This window comes from Micromonospora sp. NBRC 110009 (assembly GCF_030518795.1).
Lineage (GTDB): Bacteria > Actinomycetota > Actinomycetes > Mycobacteriales > Micromonosporaceae > Micromonospora.
In genome coordinates, this window is record NZ_CP130427.1 from 3,506,352 (window position 1) to 3,527,165 (window position 20,814).

The following is a 20,814-nucleotide window of genomic DNA, read 5'->3' on the forward strand; positions in this document are numbered from 1 at the left end:
GACCGTACGCTTGGTGACCGTGAGCCCCCGTCGCAACCGTCCCCGCCGGGACGAGACCACCCAGTTGGACTCCGAGCGGGCCCGCCAGGGCGTGCCGACCGTCCAGGAATGGCGCGACGGCGACTGGCAGGTGCGCGGGATCACCGGCGGGGCGTCGGTCAAGACGTACCGCTGTCCCGGCTGCGACCAGGAGATCCGCCCGGGGGTGGCGCACGTGGTGGCCTGGCCGGCCGACAACCGGGGCGACCTCACCGACCGCCGGCACTGGCACAGCGGCTGCTGGCGGGCCCGGGACCGGCGCGGGCCGAACCTCCAGCGCGGCCGCAGCGCGCCCCGGTACGGCTGAGCGATCTGGATCACCCTGTTCCCGCCCCGCTGGGCGGCGGGAGCCGCGGCGCGGGAGACTGGGACGGTGAGCACCCCGATCCGTGCGTCGTCGATCCTGCCCGGCCGCCGGGAGGACATCGAACTGCACACCGCCGACGGGCTGCGGCTGGTCGGTGAGCTGGCCCGGCCGCTGGACCGGGAGCCGGCCGCCACCCTGGTCTGCCTGCACCCGCTGCCCACCCACGGCGGAATGATGGACAGCCACGTGTTCCGCAAGGCCGCCTGGCGGCTGCCCGCGCTGGCCGACCTGGCGGTGCTCCGGTTCAACACCCGGGGCACCAGCAGCGTCCGCGGCACCAGCGAGGGGGCGTTCGACAACGCCGTCGGCGAGCGCTTCGACGTGGCCGCCGCCATCGAGTACGCCGAGTTCCACGAGCTGCCGAACATCTGGCTGGTCGGCTGGTCGTTCGGCACCGACCTGGTGCTGAAGCACGGCTGCGACCCGGCGGTGGCCGGGGCCATCCTGCTCTCCCCGCCGCTGCGCTTCTCCGCGCCGGCGGACCTGGCCATCTGGGCGGAGTCCGGTAGGCCGCTGACCGCGCTGGTGCCCGAGTTCGACGACTACCTCCGCCCCGAGGAGGCCCGGCAGCGCTTCGCGGCCGTGCCGCAGGCCGAGGTGGTGGGAGTGCCGGGCGCCAAGCACCTCTGGGTCGGCGACGCGGAGACCGTGCTCGACGAGATCGTCCGGCGGGTCAACCCGGCCGTGCCGGTGCCGCTGCCGACCAGCTGGGACGGCCCGATGGAGGCCGGCGACGTCAGCGCGTACGCCGACCGGACGGTGGCCGCCTTCGCCGACACCCCGGTCCCCGGCCCGGCGCAGCGCCGGGCGGAGTAGCGCCGCCGTCAGCGGGACTCCTGCCGGGGGAGGACCACCTCCCGGAGGATCAGCTGGAGGGCGGCCACCGTCGGGATGGCGATCAGCGCGCCGACCACGCCCAGCAGCGACACCCCGAGCAGCGCGGCGAGCAGCGCCGCCACCTCGTTGACCGAGACCGCGCGGCGCATGATCTTCGGGTAGATGAGGTAGTTCTCGACCTGCTGGTAGATCAGGAAGAAAGCCAGGCAGGCGACCCCGACGGGCAGGTCCGTGGCGAGGCCCACCAGGGTCACCACCACCGCGCCCAGGGTCGCTCCGATCTGCGGGATCAGGTCGGTCACCGCGACCACCACGGCCAGCGCGAACGGGTACGGCAGGCCGACGACCAGCGCGAAGACGAAGGTGCTCGCCCCGGCCAGCACCGCGATGGTCAGGGCACCCACCATGTACGCGCCGACCCGGGTCAGGATCTCGTCGCCGATCAGCCGGACCCGCTCCCGTCGCGTGCGGGGCACCAGCGCGTAGCCCAGGTCGCGCAGCCGGTCGAAGTACGCCAGGAAGTAGATCGTCAGCACCAGCACGGTCAGCGCCCGGAAGATGGTGCCGAAGATGAGCTGCGCGCCGCCCAGCACGCCGCCGAGCGCCCGGCCGATGGTGTCCGCGTTCGCGGCCGAGCGCACCCGCTCCATCAGGTCGTACCGCTCGACCAGGTCGTTGACGGTGGGGTTGCGGCGCAGGTCGTCGACGTAGCCGGGGAGGTGCTGGATGAACTGCCCGGACTGGGTCACCACCGGCGGCACCAGGGCCAGCAGGCCGCCGACGATCAGCAGCACCACGGTGAGGGTGACCATGGCGACCGCCAGCCCGTGCGGCACGCCCCAGCCGCGCAGCCGGACCACCGCCGGGTGCAGCCCGACGGCGAGGAAGAGCGCGATCACCACCAGCACCAGGATGCCGACGGAGTTGCGGAGGCCCAGGAAGACCGCGTACGCCAGGAGCACGCCGAGCGCCCCGGTGAAGCCGACCAGGAAGCTGCTGCGCCGCAGCGGCTTCCCCGGCACGCCGAACCGCCCGCTCGGCTCGAACTCCGTCGACTCGGTCAGCTCGTCGACGGCCGCCGACCCGGTCCGCGCGGTGCGGCCCACGCTCGCTTCCGGGTCCGGCCGGGGACCGGTGGCCGGAGGATCCCCGTCGGCCGGGTCGGGCTCGGGGCGCAGCGCGTCGAACGGATCCTCGTCGGGCGGGCCGGCGGCTGACCCTTCCTGCGACACCGGACCTCCCGGATCCCGCTCCGGGGGAGCGCGCCGGAGCGACGTGTGCGGCGGGCCGCGAGAACCAGGCAGGGCCCTCGGCGGCGCGGCTCCCTGCCCGCGAGGTTAGCGGCGCGGCGGCGATCCGGCGAGGGGGAGATCAGTCCTTCTCGACGGTGACCGTGCTCGGCTTGGCGCTGCGCTCGTCGGTGGTCGGCTTGGTCGGGCGCTTGCCGTTCTCGCCGGTGCTGGTGATCTTCGTGGGGGTGGCGCCCCGGCCGCCCTCGCCGGGCACCGCGGCCACGGTCGGCTCGCCGTCCACTCCGGAGGTGGCCTGGTTTCCGTCCACGGTGGTGACCGGTTCGGCGACGGGACGGGCTGCCCCGCCCTCCGCGGCCGGCTCCGGCTCCGCGGCCGGCTCCGGTTCCGGTTCCGTGGCGGTCGCGGGTTCCGTGGCCGCCGCCGCTCCGCTCCCGTTGGGGGAGACGGCCGCGGTGCCCCGGGCGGCCACCGGCGCGCTGGTCCCGGCGGCCGGTGCCTCCGGGCTCTTCCCGCCCGTCGGCGCGGCGGTGTCCTTGGCGCCCGCCGGCGTCGGACGGGACTCGCCGCCGGCCGCGGCGGCCAGCTCGTCCGGGTCGACCGGGGTGGCGGCCAGGCCGGCCGCGTTCGCCGACAGTCTCAGCTCGGCGAGCGCGCGCTGGAGGTCGTCGGACTCCTGCCGCGACTTCCACGTCTCCGTGCGCAGGTCGGCCAGCTCCTGCTGGGCCTGGGCGATCTCCAGCATCACCTGGGCGAGCTGCTGCCGGCCGGTGGCCACCTCCTGCTGGGTGGCGGCGAGGTGCTGCTGAGTGGTGGCCAGGTGCTGCTGGGTGGTGGCCGCGTACTCCTCGAACTGGCGGCGGGAGGCGGCGACGTGCTCGTCGGCCTTGCGGCGCTTGTCGCCGGCGTCCGCCTCGGCCTGCGCCAGCAGCTTGGCGGCCTCCTCCTCGGCCCGCCGGCGTATGGTCAGCGCGTCCTGCTCGGCGGCCTGCCGGATCCGGGCGCCGCCCTGCTCGATCTCCACGCGCTGGGCGGCGTGCGTCTTCTGCTGCTCGTCCTGGCGCTTCTTGTGCTGCTTGTCGAGCTCGTCGCGGCGCTTGGCGTACTCCTGCTCGGCGGCGGCGCGGCGCCGGGCGAACTCCTTGTCGGCCGCGTCCCGCCGGGCGTTGACCTCCTTCTCCACGCCGGCCCGCCAGGCGCCCAGCTCCTGCTGGGTCTGGGCCCGGGCCTGCTGCACGTACGCCTCGGTCTCGGTGCGCATCCGCTGCACGTACGCCTCGACCTCGGTGCGGCTGCGCTTGCCGGCCTCGGCGGCCTCGGTGGTGAGCCGGTTGGCCTCGGTACGCGCCCGGCCCCGGGTGACCTTCGCCGCCTCCTCGGCGTCGTCGACGATCTTCTTGGCGTCGGCGTGCGCCTTGGCGTGGGTGGCCCGGCCGGCCTCGGCCGCGGACTCGGTGAGCCGCTTGGCCTCCTGCTGCGCCTTGGCGTGCATCTCCTTCGCCGCCTCGCGGAGCTGGGTGGCCTCCTGCTGGGCCTTGGCCAGCGCCTCCTTGGCCGTCTCGCGCAGCCGGGTGGACTCCTGCTGGGCCCGGGTGTGGATCTCCTTGGCGGTGTCCCGGAGCTGGGTGGCCTCCTGCTGGGCCTTGGCCAGCGCCTCCTGAGTGGCCTTGCGCAGCCGGGTGGCCTCGTCGTTGGCGTCCCTGCGGAGCTTGCCGGCCTCGTCCTTGGCGGCCTTGAGGGTGGCCTCCGCCTCGGCCTTGCGGGCGGCGGTGTGCCGCTCCTCCTCGGCCCGCCGGGCGGCGAGGGCGATCTCGAAGTCCTTGAGCGCCTGAGCCGCCTGCTTCCGGGCCTCCTCGATGATGTGCTCGGCGGCCGCACGACGGGCCTCGATCTCCTCGTTGGCGGCGGCGAGGATGTCGTCCGCCTGCTCCTCGGCCATCAGGAGGATCTGTTCGACCCGGGGGCCGAGGTGCCGGAACGAGGCCCGGTCCACCACACCCACCTGCTTGCGCACCTGGGCGAGGTCGCGTTGCAGCACCTCCACCTGGCCGGCCAGCTTGTGGATCTGCGTGTACGCCTGCTCCCGCTCCGCCGTCAGCGCCGAGATCTCGTGCTCCGCACGAGCGACGTACCGGTCGACCTGTCGTTTGTCGTATCCCCGCAGCGCGGACTCGAAGCTGGGCTCCGTGGTCACGTCCCCGCCGAGATCGAACAGTTCCTCGCCGTGCGACATGCCCCCATCCTCACACGCATCCGGCTCTGCTGGGGCGATACGGACGCCCCTGTTGGGACCTACTTCACCGAGGGTGTCGAAAGGGGCGGAAAAGCATCACGGCGCGGGGTGTCACCGGTCACCCGGTGTCACCCCGCGCCGCGGCTCATGCCCCGTTGCGGGTGGTGTTCAGCTGGCCGACTCGGCGACCTTCTTCTCCGCGCCCTCGGTCTTGGCCGGCTCCGGCTTCGCGCCAGCCGCCGGCACGCCGGGCACGATGCCGGCCAGGCCGGAGAGCATCTGCCCGAGCTGGGAGGTGACGGCGTCCTTCTGCCGGGTGAGGTCCTCGACCTCGCGGCGGGCCGCCTGGGTGGTCAGCTCGGCCTCGGTGCGGGCCTCGCTGAGCAGGCGCTGCGCCTCGGCCCTCGCCTCGGTCAGCGTCTTGTCGGCGAGCGCCTTGGCCTTCTCCACCGTCTCGGTGGCGGTGCGCTCGGACTCGACCCGGCGGGCTTCGGCCCGCTGCTCGATCTCCTTGGCCCGCTCCTGGGCGGCCCGGGCCCGCTGCTCGGCCTCGCTGACCAGCTTCTGGGTCTGCGCGACCTGGGCGGCGTGCCGCTCCGACTCTTCGCGCTCGGCCTTCTCCCGCCGCTCGGCGAGCTGCAGCTCCAGGGCCTGCAGGTCCTTGTCGCGCTTGTCCCGGGCGTCGGTGAGCAGCTTGGTCGCCTCGGCCCGCTTCTCCTCGGCCTCCCGCGCGGCCTTCGCCCGCTGCTGGGTGATCTCCCGCTCGGCGGTGGCCCGCAGGGTGGCCACCTCACGCTCGACGGTGGACTTCAGCTCGGCCACCTCGTGCGCGGTGACCGTCCGCAGCTGCTTGGTCTCCCGCTCGGCGTCGGCGCGCAGGGTGTCGGCCTCGCGGCGGGCCTGCACCCGGACCTCGGCGGCCTCCCGCTCCGCGGCGGTGCGGACGCTGCCGGCCTCCCGCTCGGCGGTGGCCTTCATGGCGGCCGCCTCGGCGCGCGCCTTGTCGGTGATCTCCCGCGCCTCCAGGCGTGCGGCGGAGAGGATGCCCTCCGACTCCCGCTTGGCCTCGTTGCGGTGGTCGTTGGCCTGCTCCTCGGCCAGCCGGAGGATCTGCTCGACGCGAGTGCCCAGGCCGGAGAGGGTCGGCCGGCTGTTCTCCTCGAGCTGCTTGTTGGTGTCGGCGAGCTTCTGCTCGATCGCGCTCTGGCGCTGCTCGGCCTGGCGGAGCCGGCGCTGGGCGTCGTTCATCCGCTGCTCGGCCTCGGCGCGGGCCTGCTCGGACTGGGTCAGCGCGGCGGACAGTCGGCCGATGAAGTCGTCGACCTGGCCGGTGTTGTATCCGCGCAGGCCAACGGTGAAATCGGGCTGCGAGTTTGCGTTATCGAAGAACGCAAGAGGGGAGGACTGCTGCTGGGGCATTGGGACATACTCGCAGACGCCCCAGGGTGCTTCGCAAGAGCGGTCCGCAGCTTTCCTGTCCTCTTTACATGGTCAACCCGCGGGCGCCGACGGGACGGGGCCGGATGGCGATCTTGGCAGGTCCCGGGGCGCGTCACACGTCGGTCGGGGTGAGCGCGAAAAGGGCCGCGGGGCGTGGCCCGCGGCCCTTTGTCGGACGGCAATCAAATGGCGTCCCGGCGCGCTGAAAAGGCAATGGCGGCCGGCGCAATGGTCGCGCCGGGGTCACCCGAACGGGTCAGTGCCCGCGGAACCGGTTGATCGCCGTTTCGTGCCGGGCCCGCAGCGCGGTGTCCCGGACGCCGAGGCCGTCGGACGGGGCGAGGCAGCGCACCCCGACCTTGCCCTGATGCGCGTTGCGGTGCACCTCGTACGCGGCCTGGCCGGTCTGCTCCAGCGGGTAGGTCCTGGACACGGTCGGGTGCACCTTGCCCAGCGCCACCAGCCGGTTGGCCTGCCACGCCTCGTGGTAGTTGGCGAAGTGGCTGCCGACGATCCGCTTCAGGTGCATCCACAGGTAGCGGTTGTCGTACTGGTGCAGGTAGCCGCTGGTGGAGGCGCAGGTGACGATCGTGCCGCCCTTCTTGGCGACGTAGACGCTGGCGCCGAAGGTCTCCCGGCCGGGGTGCTCGAAGACGATGTCCGGGTCCTCGCCGCCGGTCAGCTCGCGGATCCGCTCCCCGAACCGGCGCCACTCGTCCTGGTCCTGGGTCTCCTCGTCCTTCCAGAAGCGGAAGCCCTCGGCGGTGCGGTCGATCACCAGCTCGGCGCCCATCTTCCGGCACAGCTCGGCCTTCTCCGGCGAGGAGACCACGCAGACCGGGATGGCCCCGCCGTTGAGCGCCATCTGGGTGGCGTAGCCGCCCAGGCCGCCGGAGGCGCCCCAGATCAGCACCACGTCGCCCTGCTTCATGTTCGCCCCGTGGTGCGAGACGAGCTGCCGGTACGCGGTGGAGTTGACCAGGCCCGGGCTGGCCGCCTCCTCCCAGCTCAGGTGGCGCGGCTTCGGCATGAGCTGGTTGGCCTTGACCACGGCCAGCTCGGCCAGGCCGCCGAAGTTGGTCTCGAAGCCCCAGATCCGCTGCTGCGGGTCGAGCATCGTGTCGTCGTGGCCGGCGGCGTCCTCCAGCTCGACGGAGAGGCAGTGCGCGACCACCTCGTCGCCGGCCTTCCACCGGGTCACCCCCGGTCCGGTCCGCAGCACCACGCCGGCCGCGTCCGACCCGACCACGTGGTACGGCAGGTCGTGCCGGCGGGTCAGCTCGGAGAGCCGGCCGTAGCGCTGGAGGAACTTGAAGGTGGGCAGCGGCTCGAAGATGCTGGTCCACACGGTGTTGTAGTTGATGGCGCTGGCCATCACGGCGACCAGCGCCTCGCCCGGGCCCAGCTCGGGGGTGGGCACCTCCTGGACGTGCAGCGCCTTGCGCGGGTCCTTGTCGCGGGTGGCCATGCCGTCGAACATCCGGGTGTCCTCGGCGCGGACCACCACGCCCCGGTAGGTCTCCGGTACCGGCAGGCCGGCGAGGCCGGCGAGTTCCCGCTCTGGCTGCGCGGAGCCCTCCGCCGCCATGATCGCTTCGAGGATGTCCTGCACGGTGACCTCCCGTTCGTTGGCACCCGCACCGGCGGCAGGGGTGCTGCCATCGTCGGCGCCGGTGCGACGGGACCGCCATGTCGGCAATCGACACATCCGGCACCGGTCGCGCTCCTGTGCAGCCGGACGTTACTGAACGGTAGCTAGGGTCGGAAGTCCTCTGTGAAAAACTGCATCCACCGATGCGTGGAGCTGTCCGTGGGAACGTTGAACCGCGCACTGCCGCGCCACGTCCCAGGAGATGGGAAGGCTCCCGGCCCGGGCCGGGAGCCTTCCCCGCCGGCTCAGTGGCCGGTCGCGGCCGGCTCCACCAGCTCGACCAGCACCCCGCCGGCGGCCTTCGGGTGGACGAAGTTGACCCGCGACCCGCCGGTGCCCCGCTTCGGCGCGTCCCAGAGCAGCCGCACGCCCCGCTCGCGCAGTGCCGCACACGCCGCGTCGATGTCCACCACCGTGTACGCGACCTGCTGCACCCCCGGCCCGTTGCGGTCCAGGAACTTCGCGATCGTCGACTCCGGCGACAGCGGCGCGAGCAGCTGCACGCAGCCGCCCTCGGTGGTCGGGCCGACCGCCAGCATCGCCTCGCGTACGCCCTGCTCCTCGTTGGTCTCGGTGTGCACGCAGCGCATGCCGAAGGTGCGCTGGTAGAAGTCGATGGCGGCGTCCAGGTCGGGCACGGCGACCCCGACGTGGTCGATCCGGCGCAGGCCGATGTCTGTGATGTAGTCGGCAGCGGGCTCGACGGGGGAGTTCTCAACCATGACGCTAGTCTGACCGAACAATCGTTAAGGCGTACAGGTCGGCACCCCCCTCGGAGGCAGGCAATGGCTTCGGTGATCGTCAGCGGCGCGCGGACCCCGATGGGGCGCCTGCTGGGCAACCTCAAGGACCTCCCCGCGACCAAGCTCGGTGGCGTCGCGATCAAGGCGGCGCTGGAGCGCGCCGGCGTCGCCCCCGACCAGGTCCAGTACGTGATCATGGGTCAGGTGCTGCAGGCCGGCGCCGGCCAGATCCCGGCCCGCCAGGCGGCCGTCGAGGCCGGCATCCCGATGTCCACCCCGGCGCTGACCATCAACAAGGTCTGCCTCTCCGGCCTGGACGCGATCGCCCTGGCCGACCAGCTCATCCGGGCCGGCGAGTTCGACATCGTGGTGGCCGGCGGCATGGAGTCGATGACCAACGCGCCGCACCTGCTGCTCGGCCAGCGTTCCGGCTACAAGTACGGCGACGTGGCGATCAAGGACCACATGGCCCTGGACGGTCTCACCGACGCCTGGGATTGCTGCTCGATGGGTGAGTCAACCGAGCGGCACGGCGCGAAGCACGGCATCACCCGCGAGGAGCAGGACGCCTTCGCCGCGGCCAGCCACCAGCGCGCCGCCGCCGCCCAGAAGAACGGGCACTTCGCCGACGAGATCGCCCCGGTGATCATCCCGCAGCGCAAGGGCGACCCGCTGGTGATCAGCGAGGACGAGGGCATCCGGCCGGACACCACCGCCGAGTCGCTGGGCAAGCTCCGCCCGGCCTTCACCAAGGACGGCACCATCACCGCCGGCAGCTCCTCGCCGATCTCCGACGGCGCCGCCGCCGTGGTCGTGATGAGCAAGGCCAAGGCCAAGGAGCTGGGGCTGACCTGGCTGGCCGAGATCGGCGCACACGGCAACGTGGCCGGCCCGGACAACTCCCTGCACTCGCAGCCGTCCAACGCCATCAACCACGCCCTCAAGAAGGCCGGCCTGGGCGTCTCCGACCTCGACCTGATCGAGATCAACGAGGCGTTCGCCGCGGTCGGCATCCAGTCCTCCCGGGACCTGGGCGTCAGCCCGGACAAGGTCAACGTCAACGGCGGCGCCATCGCGCTCGGCCACCCGATCGGCATGTCCGGCGCCCGGCTGGTGCTCACCCTGGCGCTGGAGCTCAAGCGCCGGGGCGGCGGCACGGGTGCCGCGGCCCTCTGCGGCGGTGGCGGCCAGGGCGACGCGCTGATCATCCACGTGCCGGCCGGCGGTGAGTCGGCGCAGTGACCGACGAGCACACCCCGACCGGGGCCACCGGATCGGTGCGCCGCAGCCGGGACGTACCGATGCTGGTGGAGCGGGCCCGCGCGGGTGACCCCCGCGCGGTGGCCCGGCTGATCACCCTGGTCGAGTCCGGCGACGAGGTGCTGCCGCAGGTCGCGGCGGCCCTCGCGCCGTACGCCGGGCACGCCCAGGTGGTCGGCCTGACCGGTTCGCCGGGCGTGGGCAAGTCGACCACCACCAACGAGCTGGTCCGGGCGCTGCGGGCGCGCGGCCACCGGGTGGGGGTGCTGGCCATCGACCCGTCCAGCCCGTTCACCGGCGGGGCCATCCTCGGCGACCGGGTCCGGATGCAGGACCACGCCACCGACCCCGGCGTCTACATCCGCTCGATGTCCAGCCGTGGCCACCTCGGCGGCCTCTCCGCCGCGACGCCGCAGGCGGTCCGGGTGCTGGAGGGCGCCGGTTGCGACGTGGTGCTGGTGGAGACCGTCGGCGTCGGGCAGGCCGAGGTCGAGGTTGCCTCGCTGGCCGACACCACGCTGGTGCTGCTCGCGCCGGGCATGGGCGACGCCATCCAGGCGGTCAAGGCCGGCATCCTGGAGATCGCCGACGTCTTCGTGGTGAACAAGGCCGACCGGGACGGCGTCGACGCCACCGTCCGCGACATCCAGGGCATGATCGCGCTGGGCGAGCGCGGGCCGGGGGAGTGGCGGCCGCAGGTGGTCCGGGCGATCGCCGCGCGCGGCGAGGGGATCGACGACATCGCCGCCGCGATCGACAAGCACCGCGACTGGCTGGAGCGGCACGGCGAGCTGCGCCGCCGCCGGGAGGCGCGGGCCGCCGCCGAGATCGAGGCGATCGCGCTGGGCACCCTGCGGGACCGGATCGGCTCGCTCCGCGACGGTACGCAGCTGCCGACGCTCGCGGCCAAGGTGGCCGAGGGCGCGATCGACCCGTACGCGGCCGCCACCGAACTGCTGGACCAGCTCGGCGCCTGAGGGCTCCACTGCGGACGCCCCAACTAGTACGCTCGCACCGCCTCACGGACCCGTGGGGCGGTGCGCGTGTGTGTGGTGGGGAGAGCATGGCTGACGAGGCGACCCAGGAGCTGTCGGTACTGCCGGACGCGGTGGCGGGCGGTGCGACGCACGTCTCCGACGAGGTGGTGGAGAAGATCGCGGTGGCCGCCGCGAAGTCCGTGCTCGGGGTGGCCGAGCTCGGCGGCGACGTGGCCCGCTTCTTCAACGCCGTGCTGGACAAGGTCGGGCTGGACCAGGTCGGCGACGCCCGGCGCGGCTGCTCGGCGCACGTCACCAACGGCGCGGCGGTGGTCAACCTGGTCATCGTGATCGACGGCGGCCGGCCGGTCCCGGAGGTGACCGACGCGGTCCGCTCGGCGGTGACCTCGGCGGTCGAGGCGTACGGGCTGCGGGTCGACGAGATCAACATCCGGGTCGACGACGTGGCCCTGGGCGGGCCGGCGGTGCCCTCGACCTGACCCAGGTTACCGGCCGGTACGCACATCCTTAGCGATCGTTCAGGCAACCGTTCTACACTCGGTCTTCAGTCGAGGACTCGAGGAGGAGCTCCGCGCATGGACGCCGACGAGATCGCCGCCGGTCGGGCCCGCTGGCAGGCCCGCTACGACGCCGCCCGCAAGCGGGACGCGGACTTCACCACGCTCTCCGGGATGACCGTTGACCCGGTCTACGGCCCGCCGGAGGGCGTGGCCTACCCGGGCTTCGACCGGATCGGCTGGCCGGGCGAGTACCCGTACACCCGGGGGCTCTACCCGACCGGCTACCGCGGGCGGACCTGGACCATCCGGCAGTTCGCCGGCTTCGGTAACGCCCAGCAGACCAACGAGCGCTACAAGATGATCCTCGGGGCCGGCGGCGGCGGGCTCTCCGTCGCCTTCGACATGCCGACCCTGATGGGGCGCGACTCCGACGACCCGCAGTCGCTCGGCGAGGTCGGCCACTGCGGCGTGGCCATCGACTCGGCCGCCGACATGGAGGTGCTCTTCGACGGCATCGACCTGGCCGGCGTGACCACCTCGATGACCATCTCCGGCCCGGCCGTGCCGGTCTTCTGCATGTACCTGGTCGCCGCCGAGCGGCAGGGCGCCGACCTGTCCACGCTGGACGGCACGCTCCAGACGGACATCTTCAAGGAGTACATCGCGCAGAAGGAGTGGCTCTTCGACCCGGAGCCGCACCTGCGCCTGATCGGCGACCTGATGGAGTACTGCGCCGGGGAGATCCCGAAGTACAAGCCCTTGTCGGTCTCCGGCTACCACATCCGGGAGGCCGGCTCGACCGCCGCGCAGGAGCTGGCGTACACCCTCGCCGACGGGTTCGGCTACGTCGAGCTGGGGCTCTCCCGCGGGCTGGACGTGAACGTCTTCGCCCCGGGCCTGAGCTTCTTCTTCGACTCGCACGTGGACTTCTTCGAGGAGATCGCCAAGTTCCGGGCCGCCCGCCGGATCTGGGCCCGCTGGCTCCGCGACGTCTACGGGGCCACCAGCGAGAAGGCGCTCTGGCTGAAGTTCCACACCCAGACCGCCGGGGTGTCGCTGACCGCCCAGCAGCCGGTCAACAACGTGGTGCGTACCGCCGTGGAGGCCCTCGCGGCGGTCCTCGGCGGCACCAACTCGCTGCACACCAACGCCCTCGACGAGACGCTGGCCCTGCCCACCGACGAGTCGGCCGAGATCGCCCTGCGTACCCAGCAGGTGCTGATGGAGGAGACCGGGGTGACCAACGTGGCCGACCCGCTCGGCGGCGCCTGGTACGTCGAGGCGCTGACCGACCGGATCGAGGCGGAGGCGGAGGAGATCTTCGCCCGGATCCGGCAGCTCGGCGGCGACGGCCCGCACAAGATCGGCCCGATGGCCTCCGGCATCCTGCGGGGCATCGAGGACGGCTGGTTCACCGGGCACATCGCCGAGTCGGCCTTCGCCTACCAGCAGGCGCTGGAGAAGGGCGAGAAGAAGATCGTCGGGGTCAACTGCCACACCGGCACGGTCGCCAAGGACCTGGAGATCCTGCGCATCTCGCACGAGGTGGAGCTGAAGCAGCGCCGGGTGCTCGCCGAGCGCAAGGCCGGCCGCGACGACGCCGCGGTCAAGGCCGCCGTGCAGCGCATGGTCGAGGTCGCCCGCACCGGCGACAACATGATCCCGGCCATGCTCGACGCGGTCCGCGCCGAGGCCACCCTCGGCGAGATTTGCGACGCCCTCCGCGCCGAGTGGGGCACCTACCGCGAACCCGCCCGCTTCTGACCCACCCACCCCCTCCCCGCGATCTTGCACTTCGGGCCCGCCAGGTGCGGCCTCTGCGGCTTTTGCCCGGCCCGAAACTGCAAGATCGCGGGGGCGGGGGTGGGGTGGGGGTGAGCAGGCGTGAGAGTTGCAACTGTCGGCGTCGCGGTTGATCTGAGTTCCGCGCGACACGTGCGAGACTAGATAACCATGAGCGACCCACGGATGACCTCGTCGATCTTCACCCGCGGCGCGGTCGACCTCAGCGCACTGCGCACCCCCGCCCCCACCCCGGCGCCGGCCAAGTCCGGTCCCCCGGCCGGCGCGCCCGGCGGCGCGGTCGGCGGGGTCAGCGTCATCGACGTGTCCGAGGCGACCTTCCAGTCCGAGGTTCTCGAACGCTCGCTGACCACCCCGGTGATCGTGGACTTCTGGGCCGAGTGGTGCGAGCCGTGCAAGCAGCTCTCCCCGGTGCTGGAGCGGCTGGCGGTGGAGGGCGGCGGCGCCTGGGTGCTCGCCAAGGTCGACGTGGACGCCAACCCGCGCATCGCGCAGATGTTCCGGGTGCAGGGCATCCCGATGGTCTACGCGATCGTCGGCGGGCAGCCGATCGACGCCTTCTCCGGCGTGGTGCCGGAGGCGCAGCTGCGGCAGTGGATCCAGGCGGTCCTCAAGGCCGGCGGCGTCAGCGTGGCCGAGCCGGAGGACCCGCGACTCGACGAGGCCGACGACGCGCTGATGAGCGGCGACCTCGACGCGGCCGAGCGGGCGTACCGGAAGATCCTGGCCGAGTCCCCGGCGGACGCGGCGGCGGAGGCGGGGCTGGCCCAGGTCGGGCTGGCCCGCCGGGTGGCCGGCGCGGACCCGCAGGCGGCGCTGACCGCCGCGGCGGCCAACGCCGACGACGTGGACGCCCAGCTGCTGGCCGCCGACATCGAGGTGCTCGGCGGGCTGGCCGAGCAGGCCTACAAGCGCCTGGTCGGCCTGGTCCGCCGGACCTCCGGCGACGACCGGGAGAAGGTACGCCAGCACCTGGTCGGCCTGTTCACCATCGCCGGCCCGGACGACCCCGCCGTGGCCTCGGCCCGCCGCGCCCTGGCCAGCGCCCTGTTCTGAGTTCACCGCACGCCAGCGCGGGCCGGCGTACCGGCCGGCCCGCCCCACCATCGAGGACGGGAGCCCATGATGCGCCGGATCGCCGTCCTCGATGCCCCGACCAACCTCGGCCTGCGCCCGCCCACGTCCACCTCGGTCCCCGGCTGCGGCAAGGCGCCCGGCGCGCTGCGCGACCACGACCTGCTCGCCCGGCTGCGGGCGCGCGACGCGGGCTGCCTCACCCCGCCCCGGTACGACCCCGGTGACTGGCGCCCCGGCGACGGCGTCTGCCACGCCCCGGAGATCTCGGCGTACTCGGTGGCGCTGGCCGACCGGATCGGCGCGATCATCGACCGGGGCGAGTTCCCGCTGGTGCTCGGTGGGGACTGCTCGGTGCTGATCGGCTCGGCGCTGGCCATGCACCGGCTCGGCGAGGCCGTCGGCGGCCGGATCGGGTTGGTCTTCGTCGACGGCCACTCCGACTTCCGCCACCCCGGCAACGCCTCCTACGTGGGCGCGGCGGCGGGGGAGGACCTCGCCCTGGTCACCGGCCGGGGGCAGGCCGACCTGGCCGCCATCGAGGGGCGGCGCCCCTACTTCCGCGACGTCGACGTGGTGGTGCTCGGCATCCGGGCGCAGGACGAGTACCGGCTCGACCTCCAGGCCGCCGGCATCACCACCCGCCCGGTGCCGGCGCTGCGCGCCGAGGGGGCCGCCCGCACCGCCCAGTGGGCCCACGAGCAGCTGGCGGACTGCGCCGGCTACTGGGTGCACATCGACGTGGACGTGCTCGACCCGGCGGTGATGCCGGCGGTGGACGCGCCGGACCCGGGCGGGATCGCCTTCGCCGAGCTGGAGATCCTGCTCTCCGGGCTGGTCGCCACCCCGCACTGCCTCGGCGTCGAGCTGACCGTCTTCGACCCCGACTACGACCTCGACGGGTCGTACGCCACCGACATCGTCAACACCGTGGTGGCCGGGCTCCGCCCGCTCAGCGCCGGCGAGGCGGTCGTGCCGCCGCAGCCCGTGCCGGTGCCCCCGGTGCCCGACCCGCCGGCGGATCTCGGCGCGGCCGCCGTGAGCTGACCCCACGACGTGCCTCCCCGCCGCTGGCGGGAGGTCGCCGGCGGCGGGGGAGCTAGGCGAACAGGACGAGCGGCTGGCCCGGTGCCCGGACGCCCACGAAGCAGGCGGCGGTGGCACGCGCACCCCGGTCCACCCGGCGCACGCTGTGCACCCGGGCGGCGTCGAACATCAGCAGGTCACCCTGGGTGGGCTCGCAGGACCAGTGCGGCTCGCCCAACGCGCCCCGGTCGAGGCCGTAGTCGGCCCGACGGCGGCTGTCGTACTCGTCCTCGTCGGTCCACCGGCCCCAGAAGTCGACGTGCCCGCCGCTGCCGCCCGGAGGGACCTCCAGGTAGACGTTGGTGCCGATCCGGCGCTGCAGGTGCTGGTCGGCGAGCAGGGGGATCGCCCGCTGGTCGATGTGCGGGTTGGCGTGCCCGCCGGCCGGCCAGCGCCGGATGATCCCCGGCAGCATCGGGCGCCCCTCGTGGCGGGCCACCGTCGCGCCGTCCGGCCACAACTCGTCCAGCCGCAGGCGCAACTCGTCCAGGGGCGAGAGCCGGCCGGCGAAGATCACGTCCCGGATGAGGTCGCGGGTCTCGGCCGCCGTGTCCAGGTATCGGCGCTCACCGGCCGCCGACTCGGCTGCCTCGCCGATCGAGGTGCCGATGCTCTGGAAGTCGGCGGTCAGGGTGTAGTGGGATCGCTCGCAGGCCGCCACGACGCGGGGCAGCACGGCGCGGCACCGCTCCGGGGAGTGGAAGCCGCGTACCCAGATCGCGTCCAGGTCTCCCTCGGCGAGCTGGCCCAGCGTGGTCGCGTTCAGTTCCTCGGCGTACTTCATGCGTCAGACCGACATCTCGCCGCGCCACACGGTGACCGCGCGGCCAGCCAGCCGCATGCGGTCGCCACGGCGGGACAGCCGGAGCGTGCCGCCGCGGGGCGACAACTGTTCGGCGCGCAGGTCGTCGCGCTGCCGGCGCTCGGCCCACCAGCTACCGATGGTGCAGTGCGCGGAACCGGTGACCGGGTCCTCCGGGACGCCCACCGCCGGGTAGAAGCAGCGGCTGACCACCACGTCCCGGTCGTCGTCGTACGCGGTCACGATCACGCCGCGGACCGGGATCGAGGCCAGCGCTGCCAGGTCCGGCCGGACGGCCCGGACGTCCGGCGGCCCGGCCACCTCGACGAGCAGGTCGGAGACCCCGCGGGCGACCGCGACCACGGTGACGTCAGCACCGAGTGCCCGGTCGAGCCCGGGCGGCGCCTCGACCGGGGTGGGCGGGTCGGCGGGGAAGTCCATCTCGATCCAGCCCTCCGGCGAGACCGTGCAGGTGAGGTCGCCGCTGCGGGTGCGGAAGCGGCTGTGGCCGCCCAGCACGTGCGCCGTCGCGAGGGTGGCGTGGCCGCAGAGATCCACCTCCACGGTCGGGGTGAACCACCGCAGGTGCCACCAGCCGCCGTCGGCGGGCAGGGCGAAGGCGGTCTCCGAATGTCGCATCTCGCTCGCCACCGCCTGCATCCACGCCTCGTCGCGTTTCTCGTCGAGGATGACGACACCCGCGGGATTGCCGCGGAACGGCTCGTCGGTGAACGCGTCGACGACAAAGAGTCTGCTGCCGTTCGTGGTCATGGCACCTTCCATTGTCGGCGGAGCCCGACCGGAGCAGGTCAGCGCGCCCGATCGGCCAAACTCGGAGATGTGGCCAGCGCGGGCGTACGGCCGCTGAAGTAGAGCTGGGGGTCGACTTCCAGCGCCACTTCGTATGCCTTGGACATCTCGCGGGCGATCTGCCGGAGCGCTTCGGCCGCCCGATCCGGACCTGGGCGCTGGACCTGTCCCGTGCTCGCCGATTCCGGTGCGTGCTGGTCACTGGACATCCGGACCCCCTGGCGATGAAGCGACACGTGGGTAAATCGTGATTCGGCGCGGCCACGAGGACAACCTCCATTCGGAGGATGCCATGAGTTCGACGAGAGACATTGGCAGTTGTCTGACCAAAATCCGTCAATGGGAGAACCGGTCACGAGGCGGCTCCCGCCCCGCCCGCGTCGCCGGTCGGCTCCCCCTGCTCCCGTTCCGGTTTGCCGGGCTGCCGCGGTGGCACGTACGGGGCGAGCTTCTCGAGCGTCTCGCTGGTGGCCACCGTGTCGGGGTGTGTCTCGCCGAGCACCCGCTCCCGGTCCTCCAGCAGCCGGGTCAGCACCTCGCGCGCCTCGGCGACGCCGTTCTGCGCGATCAGGACCTGGGCGAGCGTCCACCGGAGCAGGAACACCTCCGGACGGATCGCCTCCTCCTTGCCGACGCCGGCCAGGCCGGCCCGGAGTTGCTCCTCGGCCTCGTCGAAGCGGGACAGGTCGAACAGGCAGCGGGCCAGGCTCAGGCGGACCAGGAGGGTCTCCGGTTCGAGCGGCGCCCACTGCCGGAGCCGGATGTCGAGGATCTCGCGCAGCATGTCCTCGGCCTCTTTCGTCCGGCCCTGCAACAGGACGGCCCGGGCCAGGCTGTGCCGGATGATCATCGTGTCCGAGTGTTCGGGCCCGCGGACCTTGTCCTCGGCCGCCACCGTCTCGGTCAGCTCCTTCTCCGCCTCCGCCCAGCGGTTCTGCGCCATGATGGCGCGGCCCAGCTTGTGGCGGCTCGCCAGGGTGTCCGCGTGCCTGCTGCCGAGCACCGCCTGCCGGCCGGCGATCACCTCCCGCAGCAGCGCCTCGGCCTCCGCCGGCCGCTGCTGTTCGAGCGCGGCCCGGGCCAGCTCGTGGCGCAGCGCGAGGATCTCCCGGTCCGCCGGGTTGACGTCGTACGCCTGGCAGTTGTCCACCACCGGGGCGAGCATCTCCTCCGCCGAGAGCGCCAGCCCGGTGGCGAGCAGGTACCGGGCGGTCAGCCGTACCAGCTCCAGGACGGCCAGCACGGTCAGCCGCTCGTAGCGAATGCCGCTGCCGCGGAGGTAGTCCCGGGTCAGGCCGATGGTGTGCGGGGCCAACAGGTACCACCCGTCCCAGTCCGCCGCGGCGTCCGGGTTGAGATCGCGGACCGCCGCCACCAGCAACTGGGTGGCCAGGGCGTAGTACTCGGTGGCCTGCTGGCGTAGGTCGCGGTCGTCGCGCAGGATCCCGTGCACCAGCGGGTGCAGCGAGAGCACATGGCGGAAGTCCTCGTTCCGCACGCCTTCCAGCTCGTCCGGCGTCACGAGGGAGAGATCGGCGAGCCCTTCCAGCACCGTCAGCTGCTGCTGGCCGGTGAACTCGGAGAACAGCGGCGACCGCTTCAGGAGCTCCTGGTCCAGCAGCCGGTAGTACGGCACCGGGGCCTGGCTGAGACAGGCGAGCACCCGCAGTAGGTTGCCGGCCTGCGTGAGGCCGCGTTTGGCCAGCAGCTCCAGCGAGATCTCGAAGACGCTGGCGGTGACGCCGAGGCCGGTCAGCTCCGCCAGCTTCGGGGCGCCCGGCGTCAGTTCCAGCCGCTGCTGCAGGTTGCTGCGGTAGCTCTCGAAGTCCCGCTGCACCTGCTTGCCCTGGTAGATCTGGGTGGTGTGGACGGACTTCAGATAGTCGCCGACCGCCCGTAGCGAGAGCGGGAGGCCACCGAGCGTGGCGGAGAGGGCACGGGCCTGTTCCTCGGTGCCGGCCGCACCCCCGGCCCGGTCCAGCAACACGAGGGCGCCGTCCTTGTCCTTCAACGGCCGCACCGCGTGCCGGCGCGACCACGCCGGCCAGATGTTCCGGTCGCCGTCGCGGCTGGTCACGACGACCAGGTTCGCCGGGTTCCGCGGCGGTCGCAGCCAGCCCCGGCCGTCGGTCAGGTCGTTGTCGACCGGGTCGAGCTCCCGCGGTTCGTCGGCGTTGTCGATGATCAGTACCCACTGCTGCTCGGCCTTGTCGAGGAAGCGCCAGACCAGGTCGGTCGCGCTCGCGTCCCCCGACCACGCCCGGTCGACCAGGCTGCTGGGTGCCCCCAGCCGGCTGGCCACCTCGCGCATGTTCGAGCTGAGTCGCTGGGCCGAGACCCACCAGACCTGCCGCCCCGCCCGCCGGGCGCGGCGGGCGATCTCCAGCGCCAGGTAGCTCTTGCCGGAGCCGGGCAGGCCGTGCAGGACGTGGACGGAGGACGGCGGCTGGCCCGGCTTGCGTCGGTCCGAGGTGACCTCGTCGATCAGCTGGTCCCGACCGTAGAGCGGCGAATCCAGGCGGCCCAGCGGGGGCTCGACGGAGATCCGACCGGCCCGGTCCGGCCGGCCGGAGGTCGGATCCGGGGCGGTGCGTGGCTCGGCCGCTCCCACCGGCCTGACGGTAGCCGGGGCGGCCTCGGCGTCCCGCGCCGCACCGGGGTCGGACGGTGCCCGCGGCGGGTCCCCGGCCTCGGCGGCGGCGAGCACCTCCGTGCGGAGGGCGAGGTAGCGGGAGTCGTCACGGGTGCTCGGCCGGATCACCGAGAAATGGTCGCCGTCAACCACCCCGCTCGCCGAGAAGGTCCCCGTGGCGATGAACGGCGGGACGATGTTGTCGGAAATTCCGGCGTACGCGGTGATCGGCAGGGGCCACTCGTGCGGCCCGGGGTGCTGGGCGCGCAGGACGGTGCGCTGCACCGCCTCGGACGTCTCGGCGATCTCCTTGGTGAGAGGCCGCAATTCTCGTTCTTGGGGATTGCGGCACGGGAAGGTCAGCCGCCGGAGGGAACTGAAGAACTGGGATCCGGAATTCGGGCAGGCGTACATCAACACCCGGCGGATCCGCCCCAGTTCGTAGCCGCCGCCCCGGGCCAGCGTCCGGACCAGGAACCGTTGGATCACCAGCCCGCCCTGGCTGTGCGAGACCAGCACGATCCGCGCCGCGGCCCCGACCTCGTGGCGGAGGTACGTGCCCAGCCGGTCCGCGATGTCGTCCAGGTGCGGGATCCGGCGGTCAGGGCGGAGCCGGACGATCTGCGAGTCGTATTCGAAGAAGTGGGTCCGCACCGGAGGCAGGTCCGGGTCGCCGGCCAGCAGCCGGTCCATCGGCTCCCACGCCCGGCGGGACGAGAAGAGCCCGTGCACGAAGACCAGGTCGACCGGGTTCATCCGAGCTCACTCCCGGTGCTCACCGAGGAGTGCGAGCGGGGCTGGCCCGCCGGTTCCGGGTCGAGGGAAGGGGCGCGGTCCCGGTCGCGCGGTGCGGTTGCCCCGACGACGTCCACGACCACGCGGGTGAGCAGGGTGGCCAGCGCCAGCAGCACGCAGATGGTCAGCACCGTCCGCGGTACCGGGCCGGGTGGCAGCGCCTCGGCCAGCACCAGCAGGGCCAACGCCGTGCCGATCATGATGGTGACGACGATGAAGAGCGAATACGCGCGTACGCGCGGCCTGGTCCAGAACAGAACGCCCTTTGGATCTTCCCGGCGGGACCGCCTGTTCTGCTCCTCCAGGCGATCGAGAAATCGTGATTCCCAGATCAGCGCGAGCATCAGCACCGGCAGAACCTGTGCGGCCGTGGCGTAGAAGTCGGGGAACACCGTGCCCCCTTCCCGGCGATGTCGGAAGCCGTATCATCCAGCGATTCGGCGGCGGCAAGGATCGCACAAATGGCCATGACCGGATGAGCGTCCGTCGCGCCG

General features: G+C 72.9%; 17 protein-coding genes and 1 pseudogene. 8 read left to right on the forward strand and 10 right to left on the reverse strand.

Annotation, left to right across the window (positions count from 1 at the left end; genetic code table 11):
• Positions 1-19: 19 nt before the first annotated feature.
• Positions 20-346, forward strand: coding sequence for a hypothetical protein (locus Q2K19_RS16820; protein WP_302772154.1), 327 nt, complete (start codon positions 20-22; stop codon positions 344-346).
• Positions 347-412: 66 nt separating this feature from the next.
• A complete protein-coding gene (locus tag Q2K19_RS16825) occupies positions 413-1,222 on the forward strand; it encodes an alpha/beta hydrolase (protein ID WP_302772155.1) in 810 nt (269 codons plus the stop codon).
• Between the two features lie 8 nt (positions 1,223-1,230).
• Here Q2K19_RS16825 and Q2K19_RS16830 read toward each other — a convergent pair whose 3' ends face one another.
• From Q2K19_RS16830 to mce, 5 genes are all read right to left on the reverse strand, one after another.
• On the reverse strand, positions 1,231-2,307 hold the full coding sequence (locus tag Q2K19_RS16830) for an AI-2E family transporter (RefSeq protein ID WP_302772561.1): 1,077 nt from the start codon (positions 2,305-2,307) through the stop codon (positions 1,231-1,233).
• A 307-nt stretch (positions 2,308-2,614) separates the two neighbouring features.
• On the reverse strand, positions 2,615-4,726 hold the full coding sequence (locus Q2K19_RS16835) for a coiled-coil domain-containing protein (protein ID WP_302772156.1): 2,112 nt from the start codon (positions 4,724-4,726) through the stop codon (positions 2,615-2,617).
• 168 nt (positions 4,727-4,894) lie between these two features.
• Positions 4,895-6,145 carry a DivIVA domain-containing protein gene (locus Q2K19_RS16840; protein WP_302772158.1) on the reverse strand — a complete coding sequence of 417 codons (1,251 nt, stop codon included), beginning with the start codon at positions 6,143-6,145 and terminating at the stop codon, positions 4,895-4,897.
• Positions 6,146-6,422: 277 nt separating this feature from the next.
• Positions 6,423-7,778, reverse strand: a complete 1,356-nt coding sequence (gene ccrA / locus Q2K19_RS16845; RefSeq protein WP_302772161.1) for a crotonyl-CoA carboxylase/reductase — start codon at positions 7,776-7,778, stop codon at positions 6,423-6,425.
• A 284-nt stretch (positions 7,779-8,062) separates the two neighbouring features.
• A complete protein-coding gene (mce, locus tag Q2K19_RS16850) occupies positions 8,063-8,539 on the reverse strand; it encodes a methylmalonyl-CoA epimerase (protein ID WP_302772164.1) in 477 nt (158 codons plus the stop codon).
• 63 nt (positions 8,540-8,602) lie between these two features.
• Between mce and Q2K19_RS16855 the strand changes: the two genes are divergently transcribed.
• From Q2K19_RS16855 to Q2K19_RS16880, 6 genes and pseudogenes are all read left to right on the forward strand, one after another.
• Positions 8,603-9,802, forward strand: coding sequence for an acetyl-CoA C-acetyltransferase (locus tag Q2K19_RS16855; RefSeq protein ID WP_302772166.1), 1,200 nt, complete (start codon positions 8,603-8,605; stop codon positions 9,800-9,802).
• Between the two features lie 59 nt (positions 9,803-9,861).
• Positions 9,862-10,797 (forward strand): methylmalonyl Co-A mutase-associated GTPase MeaB, encoded by a 936-nt coding sequence (gene meaB, locus Q2K19_RS16860; protein ID WP_302772563.1) that lies wholly within the window; start codon positions 9,862-9,864, stop codon positions 10,795-10,797.
• 86 nt (positions 10,798-10,883) lie between these two features.
• A complete protein-coding gene (locus Q2K19_RS16865; RefSeq protein ID WP_302772168.1) occupies positions 10,884-11,297 on the forward strand; it encodes an Asp23/Gls24 family envelope stress response protein in 414 nt (137 codons plus the stop codon).
• Between the two features lie 96 nt (positions 11,298-11,393).
• Complete coding sequence (locus Q2K19_RS16870; protein ID WP_302772170.1) at positions 11,394-13,082, forward strand: acyl-CoA mutase large subunit family protein; 1,689 nt, start codon at positions 11,394-11,396, stop codon at positions 13,080-13,082.
• Positions 13,083-13,271: 189 nt separating this feature from the next.
• The gene (locus Q2K19_RS16875) at positions 13,272-14,177 is read left to right on the forward strand and encodes a tetratricopeptide repeat protein (protein WP_302772173.1); all 906 of its coding nucleotides are present in this window, start codon (positions 13,272-13,274) and stop codon (positions 14,175-14,177) included.
• Between the two features lie 66 nt (positions 14,178-14,243).
• Positions 14,244-15,239, forward strand: a pseudogene (locus tag Q2K19_RS16880) (arginase family protein); the annotation flags it as partial.
• 55 nt (positions 15,240-15,294) lie between these two features.
• On the opposite strand, the gene Q2K19_RS16885 reads toward Q2K19_RS16880, so the two are convergent.
• From Q2K19_RS16885 to Q2K19_RS16905, 5 genes are all read right to left on the reverse strand, one after another.
• On the reverse strand, positions 15,295-16,065 hold the full coding sequence (locus tag Q2K19_RS16885; protein WP_302772176.1) for a 2OG-Fe(II) oxygenase: 771 nt from the start codon (positions 16,063-16,065) through the stop codon (positions 15,295-15,297).
• Positions 16,066-16,068: 3 nt separating this feature from the next.
• Complete coding sequence (locus Q2K19_RS16890) at positions 16,069-16,854, reverse strand: PhzF family phenazine biosynthesis protein (RefSeq protein WP_302772178.1); 786 nt, start codon at positions 16,852-16,854, stop codon at positions 16,069-16,071.
• A 38-nt stretch (positions 16,855-16,892) separates the two neighbouring features.
• Positions 16,893-17,102, reverse strand: a complete 210-nt coding sequence (locus Q2K19_RS16895; protein WP_302772180.1) for a hypothetical protein — start codon at positions 17,100-17,102, stop codon at positions 16,893-16,895.
• Positions 17,103-17,245: 143 nt separating this feature from the next.
• Complete coding sequence (locus Q2K19_RS16900) at positions 17,246-20,281, reverse strand: alpha/beta hydrolase (protein ID WP_302772181.1); 3,036 nt, start codon at positions 20,279-20,281, stop codon at positions 17,246-17,248.
• Positions 20,278-20,712 carry a hypothetical protein gene (locus Q2K19_RS16905; RefSeq protein WP_302772182.1) on the reverse strand — a complete coding sequence of 145 codons (435 nt, stop codon included), beginning with the start codon at positions 20,710-20,712 and terminating at the stop codon, positions 20,278-20,280. Before Q2K19_RS16905 ends, Q2K19_RS16900 begins: the two co-directional genes overlap by 4 nt.
• Positions 20,713-20,814 lie beyond the last annotated feature (102 nt).